The following is a 14680-nucleotide window of genomic DNA, read 5'->3' on the forward strand; positions in this document are numbered from 1 at the left end:
GTCGTTGCGACAGGATCATTTGGAGTCCTGCACGTACCTGATCTCGACCTCGCTGGTCCGGGGCACTTTTCCCGGGTCCCGCTACTGACACGAATTTGAGAAATCGACGCGCAGCTGACAGCCAACTGACGTGAAGTTGAGAAACTGACACCGAAAACGAGAACCTACACAAACCGGATAAATCGGGCGAATTTCGACCCGATTCTATGTCGGTCATGGTTTGTGCGGGATTGATTCTGCTAATTGCCATTAGCGCACCATCGACCGTGTAACTCCTGTTGAGCGCGTTTTCCCGTTCGGGAGCGTCGGTACGGGCCGGTAGGCTCCCGTTTCGTGCCCGTCGACCTGATCAGCCGCCGCCCAGACGACTCTTCGCCGCCTGTCCCGACTTCGTCGGACCCAGCTGCGCCGTCCGTGCCGGTGTTGCCGGCCGAGACCCTCACGAAGGTGGCCGGGACAGCGGGGCGGTCGCGTTCGGAGTCGACGCGCCGGAACTATGCCGCGGACTGGGCGCGGTTCACTGCGTGGTGCCGGCGGGAAGGACATGTGGTGTTGCCGGCGCATCCGCTGACGGTCGCCGCTTATCTCCTCGAGGCGGCGTCGACGGTGACGGAGGCGGGGGAGCGGGCGTACTCGCCGGCGACCCTGGCGCGGTGGGTCGCCGGGATCGGCTACCACCACCGCCGTGCCGGCCACCCCGCTCCCGGGGCGGACGAGCTCGTGGCCGCGACCCTGTCCGGGATCCGGCGGGACTACGCCGCGGCGGGGGAGCGGCCGCGCACGCCGCGGGCGCCGCTGCTCACCGCGGACATCGTCACCATCGTCGAGAAGATGCGCGCCGATTGCGGCGGCTGGGCCGCGGAGGTCCTCGAACGCCGCGACAGTGCCATTCTGCTGCTCGGCTTCGCCGGGGCGTTCCGCCGCAGCGAACTCGTCGCACTGAGTTGCAACGACGTCTCGCTGCACCGCCTCGACGGGTTGCACATCCGCCTCCGGAAATCGAAGACCGATCAGGAGGGGCGGGGGAGTGTCCGGGCGTTGCCGTTCACCCACTCCCACACGAGTTGTCCGCCGTGTGCGTGGCTGCGGTGGGCGCAGGTCGTCGCCGCCTTCGACTCCGGTGGCCGCCCGGCCGTCATCCGCTTGCTCCGGAATGCGGAGCCGTTCGAGGCGCACGTGTGCCGCGGCTCGCGGCCGCGCATGGTGCCGTCCTCGCCGTGGTTGCGGGCGATCCGTAAGAACGGCAACCTCTCCGACACCGCCCTGTCGGGGGCGGCGGTGCACAAGGTGATCCGCCGCCGCGCCGAACAGGCCGGCTACGACCCCGACATCGTGCAACAGCTCGGTGGGCATTCGTTGCGGGCCGGGTTCGTCACCCAGGCCTTCCGCAACGGCGCCTCCGCGCACGCGATCATGCGCCAAACCGGGCACACCACCCCCGCCATGCTCGAAACCTACGCCCGCGAACACGCACCCCTGATCGGGAACGCTGTGACGAACCTCGGATTGTGACAGCGATGGTCATGGGACGAGAAGCTTCTCGTCGCAACGAGGTTCACGATGCCGACCTCGGCCTACGCATCCCGGTCCGCTACCGACATGACTGGGCGCTGTTCGCGGATTGGTGCGCGGCCGCCGATCGCAATCCGATCCCCGCCGCCGCGGAGACCCTGGCGTTGTTCCTGCACGAGCACCCAGCCGCGGTCGCAACGCAGCGACGTCGCCTGTCGGCGATCAACGCCGTCCACACCGATCACGGCTACCCGGCCCCGGGGCGCACCGAGACGGTGCGCCGGCACCTCGACACCGCCCGCGCTTCGCGTCTTGATCGGCTCGGACGCCTTCTGGTGCAGAAAGCGGTCGAGCTGCCCACCACCGGCTGGCCGAGCGGGCTGTTCGGCCGCCGCGACGCCCTGCTGCTGGTCCTCGCCGCCACCGGCATGACCTTCACTGAGGTGGCGCGGCTGCGGCGCGGCGACCTCACGATTCGCCCTGACGAGGTCCTCCTCGTCACTACCGGCGACGGGCAGCACTTCCACGTGCCACCCGACCCGGACAACGGCGAGAATCCGGCGGTGGTGATCTATGAACGCTGGGCGGAAATCCACACGTTTCTCGACCGGAATCCCAGCACCGATCTGCTGCGGCAGCAGCTGACCGACCCGATCGACGTGATCCAGGAACCTCTCATGCCCCGGCAGGCGCGGCAGCCGCTGTTGTTGCCGATCGACCGCTGGGGGCACCTGCCGATCATGCTGCAGCACATGACTGCTCAGTCGGTGTCCGCGCTGGTCCGGGCTTATGTGTCCGGCCGCGTCCCGATCCGTCAGGCGCTGCCGGTACGTACACGCAGCGACGCTACCGACACGTGGATCGAACCCGACATCGAACTCGACCAGTCCTACTACGAACGCGGCACCGCTGCCCGCCGCCGCGACCACGACCGCCTCGAAGACCTCGACGCTGTCTTCGACGAGATCGCCGACCGCGCCGAGGCGCTGTTCGACGAACTACTCGCCGTGCTGGACGGGCTGTGACCAGGGACGTTTTGCGCTATGCATGCACGCACGCACGCAGTGCACGCATAGCAACGTTGGCCGAGATAGACTCGAACGCGTACCGGTACCCCGGGGATAACGGGGTCCACGAAAGTGGTCGATGAAGCTCATCGAACCTTCGTCGATCCTCATCATCAAGTGGGGTGCCTGACGGCGCCGGACATAGGCATATCGATAATCAACTGGTGAACCCGCGATTTTCAGAGCCCGAGTACCAGCTCGTCTGGCCCCGTGATCTCTTCAAAGCGGAGGCTGCGAAGTTGCTGAACATGCGCGACGTTCAAGGCTGGGATGATGACTGCGCGCTCCTACTCGAAGATGCCTTCATCCGGGGATATCGAAGTGGACCACTGAGCGAGTTTCACGACGTACCCGCGGTTGTCGACCCTGGCCGATGGGGGACAGAAGAGGTTGCCAGGGCCACCAGTCGATTGACGCCCCGCCAAGAGTATCTGCGGCTGCTGATGGCCGGTGCAGAGCAGCTCCGAGAAGATCCGCCCCCGCAGCGACGCTACTGGAGTGCGCGAAAAGCAGGGCAAACCCTCTCGGCCACAGCTCTGGAGATGCCGACACTGGTCCGTGAGTTCGTCTCCCTCATAGGTGAACTCGACAACGCGGGGTACCTCGAGAACCGGTTCGGGAAGGACTGCGTCGACGACCCGCGCGACGACACCATCCACACCCTGATCTACAGAGAGCTGGGGTCAGAAGGGATCTGGCCCCTCGACACCGACCGTCTCACCGATAACATCGATCTCTTCTACGACATTGTGGAGTTGCTGCACGATCAAGTCGCGCGACCGAACACGCGCTTCGACCACGACTACGGCGAATGCGGCTGGCATCATGGAAAGTTCGATATCAGGGTGGGTCGCATTGTCTATCGATGGCGGGTGAACAAGCTCTTCAACAACAGCGCCTTGGGACTACGGCTCGCCGAAAATGGCGACGATGTCGGCCGTTTGGTGACCGTGACCGACGAAGCGCGTACCGCCCTGGCCCAGTCTGTTGCCGCTCGTTCCGAAGGGGAGCCAGCGGACCAAGTGCGTCATGCGCTTGCACTCTTCCGCGAACGGGGAAGCGACCGACATCAAAAGCGGTCCGCCGTGGCTGCACTCGCCCTCGTTCTGGAGGAACGGCGCCATGGCGTGCTCACCGACGCGCTCGCGAAAAGTGATCGTGGAGCATTGTTCGACCTCGCCAACAACTTCCACGTGCGCCACCAAGACGCCAAGCAAAAACGTGACTATGACGACTTCTACCTTGACTGGATCTTCTGGGTGTACCTGTCCACCATCGAGCTGACAAACCAGGTTCTCGATACTCAACGAACTGGCTGACATGGCTAAGGAATGTCAAAACCCCGGTGACATGCACCTGGTGCAGAGGCCGATCCGGGGTCTTCACAGAAGATCATACAACACTTCCAGAGAACCCCGTAGAGACCACGGAGTGAGATGCACAACCGTTCCACCGACCTGATCCAGAGCCTCCACACGCTGCTCACCCCCGAACGCCTCGCACCGTACAGGGCCGCGGGCGGCGGTGACCTCGACCGGGCACTCGATCTCTACGAGTGGAACGGTCGCATCAGCGCTGCGATGTTCGAAGACCTCGGCTACCTTGAGGTTGTCCTACGCAACGCTTGCCACAACCAGCTCCAAAATTGGAGCGACCGACAGGGCGGCGGCACCCCCTGGTATCTCCACTCGGTCTTCGGGCCGGCATCCCAGGACGACATCGTTAAAGCACGCAAGCGCGCGACCCGCGGCGGACGCCCGGAGCTGCCCGGTCGGATCGTTGCCGAGCTGATGTTCGGTTTCTGGAGATTCCTCCACGCCAGAAGCTACGAAGCCACGCTGTGGACCCCCTGCCTGCGCCTGGCGTATCCACACCTGCAGCCCCGCCGACGTCACACCGTCTACACCCGGCTCGATCACCTCAACACTCTCCGCAACCGCATCGCGCACCACGAGCCCATCCACGCGACTCAGATCGCCGGCACTGGGCAGAACATAGGCGGCCTGCATACCGAACTGCTCGAGCTGCTCGGTTGGATCGATCCCGTCATCGAAGAATGGGTTCGCACCCGCAGCAACGTTCCGGCGCTCCTCCGAGCCCGACCTTGCTGACCGCCGGTGTTGTCCGTGGTCTGTGGCAGTGTCCGGGCATGCCCTTTGACGCACATGTACTGAAAGTCCTCATCGCCTCTCCCAGCGACACAGCTCCCGAACGGGACGCTATCCAACGAGCGATCATGACGTGGAATGCCTCTCGCGCGGAGGCCACGCAGACTGTGCTCGTCCCCTGGCGGTGGGAAGACAACGCAGTACCATTGCTCGGCGCGGCGCCGCAGAACATCATCAATACCCAGGCTGTCGACAGTTGTGACATCGTCGTGGCCGTCTTCGACAGTCGCCTCGGGACCGCGACCGACGCCGCCGTATCCGGCACCGCGGAAGAGATCATGCGGGCAGCCGACGCCGGCAAGCCCGTGCATGTCTGGTTTTCCAGCGAAGCCATCCCGCGAGACGCCGATCTCGACCAACTGCAACGACTCCGCGATTTTCAGGCGCAGCTTCAAACACAGGGGCTCTTGGGGGCGTACACCGGTACCGACGACCTGATGTTCCAGGTGCGCAACGCGCTCGAGCACGACCTCGAGTCTCTCAGGCTGGGGAAGGTGACGATCGCCAACCTCAACCAGAGCGCACAGGTTCGCGGACGGATCGACAAGCAGCGCGAACAGTCCGGTGTCGACAAAACGGGCGCCCCGAAGTTCACCAACCGCTACAAGATGGTGGTCGAGAACCTGAGTGACACCGTCACCGCAGAGAACCTCACAGTGCACTTCGGGGAATTCACCGAAAACATGCTCAACAGCGAGGAAGCGGCACACGCGTTCGATCTGATCCCGCGGTCGGACTTTGCGTGGCCAATGTGGGTGGCGTCGGGTACGGCGTCTGCTGCCACCGTCTCCTTCGAGTGGGAAGAGAACGGTGAGAACAAGAGTATCGAACAACGGATCGCATTGCCTTGATGTGGCACTTCGGGACTTTGGTGTTCTCGGAATTCATGGCGTCGGTGTGCCGGCTCTGGCACATGTCGGTGGTGTGATGCTGCGTGACACCGATGGCACCGCGGCTACTACGACCTACTACGACCTACTGGACTCCTCGGGGTTTCCCAGTGTGCCTCCAGAATCTTCCCTACCACCAGCACGCAGGTTCAGCCTCGTGTCGACTTCAGCGATAGCCTCCGGCGCCGACGGAGGTGGTGTGACGAGCCCATAGCCAGCCAATAGCCGAACAATGAAGCTCTCCACGGAGACTCGGTCACCCGTGGCTGTCGCACACCAGGTTCGTACCGGTGGCCCAGCCCCGATCCTTGAGCCACCGCACAATCGCAGCAGGCAGCTCACCATCGGCGTCGATACCGCTGATCAGCGACCCACCCCGCAGCGCGTGCAGCTGACCGCCACCGACCTGCTCGTGGGGCTGGCAGTGCGCACAGTGCCGACCCTCGCGGACCTGCCCGCCGGGTCGAGATGTAGCCAGAGCGTGTCGAGGTCGTCGAGGTGCGGAATCATCTCCCGGCGCGTTTGCGGCCGGTATCCGCAGTTCGGGCACTCGAGCCGATCCGCCGATTCGGTTGCTGTGTCGGGCTCGACCGAGACCGTCGGGGTCGGGCAGGCAGCGAGGGTGTGGCGGCGGTGACCGGATATGCCGGCCGAGTCGGCAGGTGCCGGTAGAGGGTCGAGCGGGTCAGCCCGGTCTTGGCGACGATCTCCGCGGCCGTAGCACCGGCGTCGCGGAATTGCACGGCGTGGGCGAGTTGGGATTCGGAGACCACCGAGGGCCAGCCGATCCGGCGGCCTTTCGCGGTCGCGACCTGGCGGGCGTGCGCGGCGCATTCGAGGCTGTAGGTGCGTTCCATCTGCCCGAACAGCGCCAGCAGCACCACCGCTAGCTGCGCCATCGGCGTCCGGATCCGACGAGTCGATCCGGATCGGGTCGGCGAGGTTGCGCACCCCCACACCACGCTCGTGCAGATCGTGGATCAGGTTCAGAGTGTCCCGCACGGTGCGCCCCAACCGGTCGAGAGCGTGTACGACGATGACGTCCCCGTCGCGGGCGTACTCGAGCAGCGCCGTCAACCCGGGCCGATCGGTGGGGCCCCGGACTTACGGTCGACGTAGATGCGCTGCGGGTCGACTCCCGCTGCGGTGAGTGCGTCGATCTGCCGGTCGAGGTCCTGCTTGGTCGTCGACACCCGCGCATGGCCCAGCTCCATGCGTCGGAGAGTGTTGAAAGTTGTGTCCGCACCCTGGTTTCGACACGCAGTTATGGACTCAACTTTTGAGACGCGCCTTCCTGGCCTTTCACACAGGTAAACGCGCATAAGTACATCGTCCCACTACCAAAGGAACGAGACAGTCCTCGGATCTCTTCTGTACTCATAGGGCGTGGCCCACGTTGTCGTGTTCTATCGCTTCTGCCAGCGATGCACGAATCTTCGATCTGCGGCTGGGATTGTCCTGACAGTTCTCGACGATGAGCTCTCGAGCCGCAAGTAGTGATCGCTCGGATTCGCTGCCATCGAAACTCTTGCGAGTGAGGGCGTCGAGGAACTGCTGGTCGGTTCGACCGGGATCAGCCAGCCCCGCTTCGACAAGCTTTGCCCGGATAGTTTCCGTTGTCGACGCATCGTCGGTTCCGTCTGCGGGAGCCGTCTTGGTAAACCGCTCGGAGTACTTCTCAAGAGTGTTGGCTGCGCGAGTTGCTATCGCGTCAGAATCTGTCGCCGCAAGGCTGACAAGGAATGTTCGCGTCGATCCTGCGTTTTGGTCAGCGAGCAGGGCATCCACTTCGCGCCATACCGTCCGGTTCAGGTCTACGGAACGCTCCATGAATGGAACCAGTGCGTCGACGAGCCGCGTGATGTGACTTCCGATGGGGCCTGTCACGAGCCGGAGTGCGGTGACTACTAGTTCCTCTTCAAATCTCGGCGTGTTGGCTGCGAACCCATCCTCAAGGGCATCGATTGCTAGACCCGCACCTGGCATTACGAGACGGTTCACCGCGCTGCTGTGGTCTGAAGCCGCCAGCCGGGATAGAACCGTGTCTCGTAGATAGAGTCTATCCGCGAAGATGTAACCAGCCGCGAGCAACCAGGTGTGGCGCCAGTGTGCCGATGGGATGAGTAGCTGGAGTTTGTCGGCGGCGTCTTCACCCGCCATCAGACACCGAGCGGCAAAAAATTCGGCGAGGCTTCGGACCTCGAATGCCAGGCCGTCCATCCTTGGGACCAAGAGCACCAATCGCTGTTGAGCGAGATGCAGTATCTGCTGGATCAATTCGTCTCGGTCCGATTCGCGGTACCCATCAGACTCAAGGAGGTTGCGGGCAATAGCCTCGAGTTCTTCCACCGGCAGGATAGATTCGGCTTCGCCGGCGCGCTCGGCACGAGCATGAATGGCAAGTCCGCACCGTTCGTGAAGTTGATCAAACTGGGGTCGATAGGCCTCCAGAACATCACCAATTCCCGCAGGCTTATTGCACTCGCGCGCATAGATGACGTCGTAATAGCTCTTGAAGAGCGAGTATCGGCTGGCGGGGGCTTGACGCCGCTGCTCGAGCAGAAGGCTCAAGATCGTGACCTGTAGAGGCGACGTCATCAGTCGGGCCGTCTCGGTACGTCGCGATGCTGCGTCCAGTCGCTCGAGTGTCTGTTCTTGCCGGTCAGGATTGTCCGCAAATCGGTTTGCCAACAGCCGCGAGGCGTAGTGCATCGCATCGCTCGGAGCCAGCGGGGTTAGGTGCAGTTCTTGATAGTCAATGTCAGGGTCGCGTTCGAACCCGATTGGCCGCGACGTGCATATCGTGAAAACGTCCGCCTTCAGAGCGGCCATTTCGTTCAAGAAGTCCGAGATCCGAGTAGACACTTCGCGGCGGTTGTCTGCGGAGGCGACTTCGTCCATGCCATCGAGCACCAATAGCAGGGGCCAGGCCGTCAGTAGTCGCTTGGCCTCTGGAACGTTGATGGGGTCTGAGCCGCGGTGGTTGATCAGGTCAAGAACATGCTGCAGCAGGGTCAACCTCTTGGAGCGGCTCACCGCGTCTGCGAAGGTACTTAATACGACCCGAACGGGGAGTCGATGCAAGGTCGGGGTGGGTAGGCCAGCGGTATCGAGCGCTTCGCGGATCTGCCCTGCTCGCTCCGCTATCTGCTGTGTGACTCGGCCGGATGCTGCCTCCTGCACTAGCGCAACTCGATACATCTGACACAGCAGCCGGGACAAGGTGGACTTGCCCGAACCAGGGCCACCCAAGATCACCATTCGGTCCCGCGCAGCGGGCTTGAGTGCGGGGGACAGAACTTGATCGCCTTGCTCGACGAGCAACCTCAACGCCTGTGACGGCGTCCCGTGCCGAGGATCAAGGGAAGAGGGGAGGTCAATAGCAACTTCCGCGAGAGACAACGGTGAGTTCGTGCTGTCGCCGGACTCGCCGAGCTCGACCTTGATGTCGCTATTGAGCGTTCGGGTGACGTGACCGATCCATGCGTGAGCGAGCCGTTCGTCGGATTCAGTGACCTGCTCATACAGCCGCGAGATCACATCGCCCGGAAGCACCAGATCTGCGTAACTACGGCGTACCTCGCCGTTGTTCTCCAGCAGGCGGTCCAGGTACTCGGCGTGCCACACGGCGTAGTCCCTAAAGTCGGGCATTCCGATCTTGAGGACCCTCCCGTCTGGTGGTGGGAGCTTCTTGGTCAAGTCGCGGTAGTGCGCAAACAGTCGTTCGAGGCGGTCCAACCCGCCTGAATATGCGACTGACGTGAGGGGGACGTTAGTTACGAGGACCAGATAATCAGGCTTGTTCAGATAGCGCTTCTTCTTTGGGTCGATCCATGCATCGAGCTCAGCGGTGACCTGTTCGAAGAACCAGGATTGATCCGCTGCTGTGGTCGTCAGCCGCTCCCGGTACTTCGCTTGGATGACGCCGTAACCGTTCCATTTGCCTTTACCCTCCATGTTGACCTCGCCGCGGAAGGTTGCCTCACGGCCGCCGTCTGGGCCAGCCCCGAAAATGTCGACCCCGTGACCAAGATGGTCGAGTGCGAGTGCCTGTACAAGGTGCTCGAAGCGAGTGCTGCCGAGCCGAGCGAGGTCGTAGGTCACGGTGTCGAGGTTATGTCACAGAGGCAGGTTTGTTGATCAAGGAACCGGATTCTTGATGAGCTCCAAGAGTGCGTTACTCGTCGGGTGGCAGGACCGGGATCTCAGTTGACTGATACCAAAGATCGGTATGCCAAACGCGACCAACGCAGCGGCCGCGAGGACTATGCCGCCGACGATTTTCCCGACAGGCAGGCGGATATCACAACGAGAGCGGCGTTCAGAACCGAGCACCCATGAGTCCGCGGGTTTCACGGGCTGATCGGACAGTTTCCTGAAATCCTCGCGCCAGTTGACCGAGTCTTTTCGGGTCGTGATCTGCTTGTATGACGGCGCCAGCGCCGGCGCGGGCGGGGGTGGCGGCCGCACGCGTCTTTGAAGCCCAGGCCACGCCTTTCCGTACCCAGCTCGAGACGTCGCATCTATGCAGACCAGTGGCAAGATCCTTCTGCGGCGGCACGGGTGAGACACCTTGCCCGGCCGGACCCGCCACCCGTCTCGTCATGCGCGATGATGCTCTGTGACGTACCGGCGTTTCAGACCGTGCGTTAGCTGTTTGGGCGCCAGGTACAGGCTCGCGCAAGGCGTCCGAGTTTCATCGTGAAGCGAGCCTCGTAAGGAGCGTTGTGAGCACCCTCGGTAGCTTCATCTGGTCGATCGCCGACCAACTTCGGGGTCCTTACCGCCCCAACCAGTACGGCAACGTGATCCTCCCACTCACAATCCTGCGCCGCCTCGACTGCATCCTCGAGCCCGACCGGGAGACCGTGTACGCGCTCGCGGCGAAGTACGACAACCCCAACCGGCTCAAGGTCGAGGTCAAAAAAGCCACCGGGCGGCCGTTCTACAACATCTCGAACTACTCCTTCGCCAACCTCCTCCAAGACGCCGACGGGCTGGCGGATAACCTGGCCGACTACATCGACCGGTTCTCGTCCGATGTCGACGTGTTCGAGTACTTCGACTTCAAGAAGGAGATCCTCGCCCTCGACAAGGCGGAGCTGCTGCGTGAGGTCATCATGTCCTTCAAGGCCGTCGACCTGCATCCGGACGTCGTCTCCAACGCCGACATGGGCGATGCGTTCGAGTACATTATCCGCAAGTTCAACGAGGCCGCGAACGAGACCTCCGGTGATCACTACACCCCGCGGGACGCGATCCGGCTGCTGGTCGACCTGCTCTTCGCCGAGAAGGACGCCGACCTGACCGAGGCCGGCATCATCCGCACCTTGTACGACCCCACCGCGGGCACCGGCGGCATGCTCGCGCTGGCCGAGGAACACCTCCTCGAACAAAACCCGGACGCGAAGCTGAGCCTGTACGGGCAGGAGTACAACGGGCAGTCGTACGCGATCTGCAAGTCCGACCTGCTTGCCAAGGGCCACGACGCAACCAACATCGCCTTCGGCAACACCCTCACGGAGGATGCGTTCAAGGACAGGAAGTTCGACTTCTGCATGTCCAACCCGCCGTTCCGTAAAATGTCGGTGTGTTGTGGCAGTGTGTGTTGCTGTGGAGCAGAGCGGAGGGACACGCGGATGGCGACTGGCCTATGCGCGGCCTAGCCGCCGGCGCCTGACCTCCGCTGTGGCGCTGAAGTACGCGCTAACGATCGATGCACGAGAAGCTGCAGTTGGAATCCGTCCCGGCCAGCCGTTCCTGCTGCCCCCGACCGGTCAACCGGACATCGACGTCTCGTTGTTCTTCGCTTCCGACACGTTCAAGCGCCTGGCCACCGACTCCCAGGCCTCGTATGCGATGGACCTCAAGGTGTTCCTGTCGTTCCTCGCTGTTCAAAAGCTCGATTGGCGGGAGGCCACGCGGGACGATCTTGTCGACTTCGAGTTCTGGCGGAGGCGCGACGACCGCAATCCCCGACGTGTGAGTGCGGCTAAATTCTCGCGGGAGCTTGCGGCGATCTCGAAGTTCTACAGCTGGCAGCAGTACCGAGGCACTGTAAGCCGGTCGCCCGTGGTGATGGTCGACCGGAGGAAACGCTCCGGGCCGCCGAGCCTGCGTCCGGAGTTGCTGCCGAAAAGCGTGCGTTCGACCCGGGTGAAGTGGTTGACCCCCCGCGCATATATGCGGTGGCGCGACATCGGACTCGGCGGATACCTTCCGGACGGTACGCGGGACGAGCGGTGGCGCGGCCGCAACGACGGCCGGAACATCGCACTCGCGGAAACCTTGTGGTCCAGTGGATTACGGCTCCGTGAAGGTGGATCTCTGGCGCTCGACGAGCTGCCGTCGTTCGCCTCGGATCTGCAGTACGCCCGAGGTCGAGTCGGCGAATCGGTAGCCAAGGGCGGGCGAGGACGGGACTTCTGGATCTCGGGCCGCACCCTGAAACTGATCGACAACTATCGCGAGTCGACCCGACGCGAGGCCGTCCACCGCGCCCAGCGCGAAGGCCGCTACACCACGATCACCACAAAGAAGGTTGTCGACCAGGTCGACAACCGCCGGATCGTCCACTACCGAGACGGTGCCGGTCGGCCGGGCACCGTGCCCCTGGACAACCTCGACTGGAAGGACCGGCTCGACTTCTTCGTCGAGGGTGAGGACGGTCTCGAGCCGTGGATGCTGTGGCTGTCGGAAGCCGGGCTGCCGTTGCCGTACCGCACCTGGGAGGCCGTGTTCTCTACGGCCAACGCACGCTGCCACGGACTTGGGGTCGACATTCGCTGCCACCCGCACATGCTGCGGCACTCATTTGCACTACGAATGCTGGTCGCGCTCATCTACGCCCACGACAGGCGGATGGGGATCACTGCGGAGGAACGCCGCGAGTTCCGGCACCTGTTCGGCGACCCGTGGGTGCTCGTCCAAACGATGCTCGGGCACGCAAACCTGGCAACGACCCGGGACTGCTATCTCGAGCCGGTATCCGGACTGCAGGTCGAATTGTTCCTCAACTCCGACCCGGCCGACGGGTCACTGATCGACGACCTCGTCTCCCGAGTCGCCCAATTCTCGCCCCGAATCCAGGACAGCGCGGGGCAGCGATGAGCGCGTCAACGTCGGCAGCGTTGCCGCCCACGAAGTACGCCCGACCGTCCCTGGTCGACGACTCTGTGAGGCAGGTGAGCTTCGTCGACCCTGACGGCCGCAGCAAGGTCTTCGATTTCACCGATGTCTCTGCAGCACCAACACTTCTCGACGATCTCATCCGTGCCTTCGCCAGCGGAATCGCACCGGGAGGGCGCTGGCAATCCGTCGCGACAGCAGAAGCGGCCGCTGGCACGGTCAAACACCTGACCCGCTACCTGACCGAGTTCCATCCGCACGTCGTCTCGTTGGCCGATATGAATGCCGAAGTGTGGTGGGCGTGGCGGTCCGAGAAGGACAAGCACACGCGCTGGCCCGGGCAGGTGACGATGATGCGGGCCCTGCTGTCGGAGGCGACAACGCTGCCGCAGTCGACCCGTCGAGCGATGCGCGCGAAGGCCGTGAAACCGCGTAAGCGTCTCCCGGCGAATGACGCTTACACCCGTGACGAGTTCACTGCCATCCGCACTGCGGCGAATCATCGTGTGAACCAAGCACTTCGCCGAATCGAGACGAACACTTCGGTGATGCAGCGCTACCTCGACGGCGACGAACCGGCCGATGCCCCGTCGTTCCGGGTTCAGGGCGCACGGTGGACGGCCGGTTCCCTGCTGGCTCACCTGTCCCGCACCGGGATGATGCCGTCCCCGTACCTGGCCTGGGCGGTGCGCCGAAAAGACTGCTTCGACCTGCGCGGTGTCACCAACCCGGCGCACGCACTGTTCCCGAGCATTGATGAGGTGCTCAGCTTGATGGCCCTACTCGTCTGTGAGCGAGGATTCAACCTGTCGGTGATGAACGCGCTGACTGTCGACTCGTTCCGGGCATCGGACCCGGACACCGAGGACCCCGTTCACACCGTGGGAGTGGACAAGCCCCGACGAGGATCCCGGCGATACTCCCACGAGATCCTTGCCGGCGAAGCCGGAAGACTCTGGGAACGTGCAGTCACACTCACACAACCGTGCCGCAACGCACTGCATCGGATGGGCCACCCCTCCGACAGACTGCTGGTCGCCCACCGGAACAAGAACCTCACATCTGACGGTCCGTTCCGCACCGAGTGGACAACTGCATGCCTCGGCACATCCAACGCAAGCCGGACCGCCGGCGGCCCGAACTGGACGTTCCGGCGTCTCCGGTTGACCGAGCAGGTCTTGAACCAGACAGCACGACAGAACACCGAAACCGAGAGCGAGAACATCTACCGCCGCCCAGACCCGCTCACCGCAGAAGCAGCCGCCGAGACGATCACCGCCGGGTTGAACGATGCCGTCGTACACGCACACGCCTCGATTCACGTCCGCGCGATGAACGCCAGCGAGGTCGAGCAGACGAGGCAGAACCCGGAAGCTGCGGCCGCAGCCCTCGATGTCCCGGTCCACACACTCAAGCTGCTCCTGGCGGGACGCCTGGACACACCGACCGCGGCCTGCGTGGACTTCTTCGGCAGCCCGTTCGCCGACGAGGCCGGTCAACCGTGCCCGGCCTCGTTCTTCGCGTGCTTCGCATGCGGCAACGCGGTGATCACACCACGGCATCTGCCGCGACTGGTCGTCCTCCTTGACGCACTCGACGACATCGCGACCGTGGTGACGCCGACCCGGTGGGACCGGGACTTCGCCGAACACTACGCACGGCTGCGCACGGTCCTCACGTCCAACGCCACGACCGCCGAGATCGTCCACGCACGCCGTGCTGCCTCCGACGAGGACCGAGAGATGGTCCGTCGGCTGCTGAGCCGGAGGCTCGACGGATGAGGCCGCACATCTCCGCGACCCCGACGACCTCCACTGATCTGACCCTGTCGGACTCCGCCCCGATCATCGTCGACAAGGCCCGCATCGCACCCGCTCACACCGAGCCGGTCTCGCGGGTCGGAGACGATCGCTGG

Annotated in this window: 10 protein-coding genes and 2 pseudogenes; 8 read left to right on the top strand and 4 right to left on the bottom strand. The window is 63.6% G+C overall.

The window, feature by feature from the left end:
- Positions 1 to 348: 348 nt before the first annotated feature.
- The 5 genes from EQ874_RS20740 to EQ874_RS20760 all read left to right on the top strand — a co-directional run bounded on the left by EQ874_RS20740 (position 349) and on the right by EQ874_RS20760 (position 5598).
- Positions 349 to 1512: a tyrosine-type recombinase/integrase gene (locus EQ874_RS20740; RefSeq protein ID WP_242496864.1), complete on the top strand. Its 1164-nt coding sequence runs from the start codon at positions 349 to 351 to the stop codon at positions 1510 to 1512.
- A 5-nt stretch (positions 1513 to 1517) separates the two neighbouring features.
- Positions 1518 to 2537 (top strand): hypothetical protein, encoded by a 1020-nt coding sequence (locus EQ874_RS20745; RefSeq protein WP_242496865.1) that lies wholly within the window; start codon positions 1518 to 1520, stop codon positions 2535 to 2537.
- 164 nt (positions 2538 to 2701) lie between these two features.
- Entirely contained in the window at positions 2702 to 3898 is a 1197-nt protein-coding gene (locus tag EQ874_RS20750; RefSeq protein WP_207213598.1) for a hypothetical protein, read from the top strand.
- A 117-nt stretch (positions 3899 to 4015) separates the two neighbouring features.
- A complete protein-coding gene (locus EQ874_RS20755) occupies positions 4016 to 4690 on the top strand; it encodes a hypothetical protein (RefSeq protein WP_129978002.1) in 675 nt (224 codons plus the stop codon).
- A 125-nt stretch (positions 4691 to 4815) separates the two neighbouring features.
- The gene (locus tag EQ874_RS20760; protein WP_129978003.1) at positions 4816 to 5598 is read left to right on the top strand and encodes a hypothetical protein; all 783 of its coding nucleotides are present in this window, start codon (positions 4816 to 4818) and stop codon (positions 5596 to 5598) included.
- A gap of 545 nt (positions 5599 to 6143) precedes the next feature.
- Here EQ874_RS20760 and EQ874_RS23285 read toward each other — a convergent pair.
- The 4 genes and pseudogenes from EQ874_RS23285 to EQ874_RS20770 form a co-directional block, all read right to left on the bottom strand.
- Positions 6144 to 6536, bottom strand: a complete 393-nt coding sequence (locus tag EQ874_RS23285; protein ID WP_242496853.1) for a helix-turn-helix domain-containing protein — start codon at positions 6534 to 6536, stop codon at positions 6144 to 6146.
- Positions 6537 to 6600: 64 nt separating this feature from the next.
- Positions 6601 to 6714: pseudogene (locus tag EQ874_RS23380) on the bottom strand (recombinase family protein); the annotation flags it as partial.
- On the bottom strand, positions 6711 to 6851 hold the full coding sequence (locus EQ874_RS23385; protein ID WP_277986195.1) for a recombinase family protein: 141 nt from the start codon (positions 6849 to 6851) through the stop codon (positions 6711 to 6713). The gene EQ874_RS23385 and the pseudogene EQ874_RS23380, both read right to left, overlap by 4 nt.
- 163 nt (positions 6852 to 7014) lie before the next feature.
- Positions 7015 to 9741, bottom strand: a complete 2727-nt coding sequence (locus EQ874_RS20770; protein ID WP_129978004.1) for a hypothetical protein — start codon at positions 9739 to 9741, stop codon at positions 7015 to 7017.
- A 623-nt stretch (positions 9742 to 10364) separates the two neighbouring features.
- Here EQ874_RS20770 and EQ874_RS20775 point away from each other — a divergent pair.
- The 3 genes and pseudogenes from EQ874_RS20775 to EQ874_RS20785 all read left to right on the top strand — a co-directional run.
- Positions 10365 to 11213 (top strand): annotated as a pseudogene (locus EQ874_RS20775) (class I SAM-dependent DNA methyltransferase); the annotation flags it as partial.
- Positions 11214 to 11250: 37 nt separating this feature from the next.
- On the top strand, positions 11251 to 12747 hold the full coding sequence (locus tag EQ874_RS20780) for a site-specific integrase (protein WP_242496854.1): 1497 nt from the start codon (positions 11251 to 11253) through the stop codon (positions 12745 to 12747).
- Positions 12744 to 14546, top strand: a complete 1803-nt coding sequence (locus EQ874_RS20785) for a hypothetical protein (RefSeq protein WP_129978006.1) — start codon at positions 12744 to 12746, stop codon at positions 14544 to 14546. Before EQ874_RS20780 ends, EQ874_RS20785 begins: the two co-directional genes overlap by 4 nt.
- The last annotated feature ends 134 nt before the right edge of the window (positions 14547 to 14680 follow it).

The sequence above is a fragment of the Rhodococcus sp. Q1 genome (genome assembly GCF_004153645.1).
Classification (GTDB): Bacteria; Actinomycetota; Actinomycetes; order Mycobacteriales; family Mycobacteriaceae; genus Rhodococcus; species Rhodococcus gordoniae.